The 3,531-nt window shown below is 52.8% G+C and carries 3 protein-coding genes; all 3 read left to right on the forward strand.

Annotated features, from left to right (window positions below; all coding sequences use genetic code 11):
- A partial coding sequence (deoC, locus tag RM811_RS21700; RefSeq protein WP_402528307.1) for a deoxyribose-phosphate aldolase occupies positions 1-489 on the forward strand: 489 nt, incomplete at its 5' end.
- 1 nt (position 490) lies between these two features.
- A complete protein-coding gene (gene deoA, locus RM811_RS21705; RefSeq protein WP_402528310.1) occupies positions 491-1,816 on the forward strand; it encodes a thymidine phosphorylase in 1,326 nt (441 codons plus the stop codon).
- A 20-nt stretch (positions 1,817-1,836) separates the two neighbouring features.
- Complete coding sequence (locus tag RM811_RS21710; protein ID WP_402528313.1) at positions 1,837-3,072, forward strand: phosphopentomutase; 1,236 nt, start codon at positions 1,837-1,839, stop codon at positions 3,070-3,072.
- Positions 3,073-3,531: the final 459 nt, after the last annotated feature.

Below are 3,531 nucleotides of genomic sequence, written 5' to 3' on the forward strand. Positions count from 1 at the left end.
TTCCGGGCACTGATGGCCGGCAACGAAGAAGTGGGTGCTGAGTTGGTTCGCCAATGTAAAGCGGCCTGCAGCGCTGGCGCCAGTGGCTCATCAAAGAATGTATTGTTGAAAGTCATCATTGAAACCGGTGAGTTGAAAGACCCTGCCCTGATTCGCAAAGCCAGCGCAATTTCCATTGAAGCCGGTGCTGATTTTATTAAAACCTCTACTGGCAAGGTAGCGGTTAATGCTACGCCGGAATCTGCACGACTCATGCTGGAAGCAATACGCGACAGCGGTAATACTCAGGTAGGGTTCAAGCCTGCCGGTGGTATCAAAACGGCTGAAGATGCCGCACTGCATCTTGATCTGGCCGATGAAATTATGGGGACAGGCTGGGTTGATCGTCGCCATTACCGGTTTGGTGCCAGCAGTTTGTTAGGCAACCTGCTGATTGATCTCGGACTTAAACAGGGTGAAGACGGTGAGACTATAAAGGGCGGTTATTGATATGTTTCTTCCACAAGAAGTTATTCGTCGTAAGCGGGAAGCAGAGGTTCTCAGCGAGCAGGAGATTCGCAATTTCATTGCTGGCGTTACGGATGACTCAGTGTCGGAAGGTCAGATCGGTGCCTTTGCCATGGCCGTCTATTTTCAGGGTATGAATATTGAGGAGCGAATCGCCCTGACCTGTGCCATGCGCGATTCCGGGGAAGTGATGGACTGGTCGTCGGAAAACCTGTCCGGCCCCATTCTGGATAAGCATTCAACCGGTGGCGTTGGCGATGTGGTCAGCCTGATGCTTGGCCCCATGATCGCGGCCTGTGGTGGTTATGTTCCAATGATTTCCGGGCGGGGACTTGGGCATACCGGCGGCACGCTGGATAAGCTGGACAGTATTCCCGGCTATATCACCAGTGCATCGGAATCCCTGTTCCAAAAAGTGGTCAAAGACGCTGGTGTGGCGATTGTCGGCCAGACCGGTGAATTGGCTCCAGCAGACAAGCGCATTTATGGTGTCCGGGATGTGACCGCTACCGTTGAGTCCATCGCCATGATTACGGCGTCGATTCTGTCGAAAAAACTGGCAGAAGGTCTGGACGCGCTGGTAATGGATGTCAAAGTGGGCAGTGGTGCCTTTATGCCAACCTTTGAACGGTCCGTTGAGCTGGCCCAGAGCATTGTTCAGGTGGCCAATGGCGCGGGCGTTAAAACCACCGCATTGCTCACGGATATGAACCAGTGTCTTGCATCATCTGCGGGGAATGCCCTTGAAGTTCGTGAAGCCGTTCAGTTTCTGACCGGTGAATATCGTAATGACCGACTGCTGGAAATTACCATGGTTCAGTCGGCTGAACTGCTGGTCTCAGGTGGTTTGGCCAATAGTCTGGAACAGGCCAGAGAGAAGCTGCAGTCGGTTCTGGATAATGGGCAGGCAGCGGAGATTTTCAGGCGGATGGTGCAGGGTCTGGGTGGGCCTGCAGACTTTACTGAACGTTACGATAGCTACCTGCCTCATGCTGCCATTATTAAACCGGTTTATCTGGAAGGCGAGGGTTACCTCTCGGCAATGAATACCCGGGAAGTGGGGATGGCGGTGGTTCAGTTGGGTGGCGGTCGAAAAGTGGCTTCTGATTCCATTGATTATGGCGTAGGCTTCACGGAAATTTGCCGGCTGGGTGACCGGATTGATCCGTCACGGCCGATTGCCATGCTTCATGCCAGTTCAGAAACCACATGGAATCAGGCTGCGGAAATGTTACGCAGTGCAGTTATCATCGCCGATCAGGCGCCACAGTCTCACTCTCTGGTCTACAAAAAGCTGTCACCGCAGTGACGGCTTAGCAGGAGTAATGAATGAAACGTGCAATTATCCTTGTGGTGGATTCATTCGGCATTGGAGCCACTGACGACGCTGACAAGTTTGGTGATGTCGGCTCCAATACCATCGGGCATATTGCCCAGGCCTGCGCAGAAGGCGAGGCGGATATCGGACGACAAGGTCCCCTTACATTACCAGTGCTGGGTAGTCTGGGTCTGGTTCATGCCTCCAGGGATTCCTGTGGTGAATTTCCCAAAGGCATGACCTGTGATATGCCAATCATTGGTGCCTATGGTTATGCCAGAGAAATTTCCACAGGTAAGGATACGCCCAGTGGTCACTGGGAAATGGCGGGGGTTCCCGTTCTTTATGAGTGGGGCTATTTTAGCGATAAGCAGAACAGCTTTCCAAAAGAGCTGTTGGATGAGCTGATTGAAAAAGCGAAACTGCCGGGTGTGCTGGGTAACTGTCATTCTTCCGGGACCACTATTCTGGAGGCGCTCGGTGAAGAGCATATGAAAACGGGCAAACCCATCGTCTATACTTCCGCGGACAGTGTTTTCCAGATTGCCTGCCATGAAGAAACCTTTGGTCTGGATCGCTTGCTGGAAGTTTGTTTGATTGCCCGGGAGATTCTCGAGCCATACAACATTGGTCGTGTGATTGCCCGCCCCTTTATTGGTGATGATGCCGGTGACTTCCAGCGCACGGGTAATCGCCGTGATTTCTCGGTTCTGCCGCCTGCGCCCACGGTGCTGGATAAGCTGGCGGCCAGCGGTGGTCAGGTGGTCAGTATTGGTAAGATCGCTGATATCTTTGCCCAGCAGGGCATTACCAAAAAGATAAAAGCTACGGGTATTCCCGCCCTGTTTGAAGCAACCAGAGAGGAGCTTCAGCAGGCCGGTGACCGTACGATTATCTTTACCAACTTTGTTGATTTTGATTCTTCTTTTGGCCATCGACGTGATGTTGCCGGTTATGCGCTGGCCCTGGAGCAGCTGGATGCCATGCTGCCTGATTTGCTGTATTCCATGGGTGATGAGGATTTGCTGATCATTACCGCAGACCATGGTTGTGACCCAACCTGGCACGGCACTGATCATACCCGGGAACATATTCCGGTGCTGGTATACAGTAAGAAACTGATTCCCTGCGCTCTTGGAATGCGCGAAACCTTTGCCGATATCGGCCAGTCTGTGGCCAGTTACTTTGATCTGGAGCCCATGGATTACGGCACATCATTTTTGCCTGAAATCTTTGAGCAAGGGTAACTTGCGACCCTGACAACTTAGGGACTCAGCAATTAAGAATATACCATCGTCATCCCCGAGAAGGCGGTTGTCGTAAAAGGTCTTAAATGCAGAGTTATACTACTGCCGTCATCCCGCGAAGGAGGCTGTCGTAAAACCCTCCGGAACCTCGTTCCCATGCTTTAGGCCCTGTGGGTCCTGCGTGGGAATGCATACGGATCTGGCCGTATGTGGGGAACCCTCTCTTTGTCTGGGTTTTCGAGGGTTTCATGCTGGTTGTTTCATTTGCGGTGGGTTTGGTATGCATTCCCACGGGGGACCGTGGGAACGAGTTCGAAAACCCTCCTCGCTCCCACGCTCTGCGTGGTAGCGCCAGGACCCAACCACAGACACGATTCCTGTGGTTGGCTATGCATTCCCACGCAGAGCGTGGGAACGAGGTTCCTGGTGGGTTTTGCGACAGCCTCGAAGGCGGGAATC

Origin of the sequence: Endozoicomonas sp., assembly GCF_031844845.1 — a bacterium.
GTDB lineage: Bacteria > Pseudomonadota > Gammaproteobacteria > Pseudomonadales > Endozoicomonadaceae > Endozoicomonas.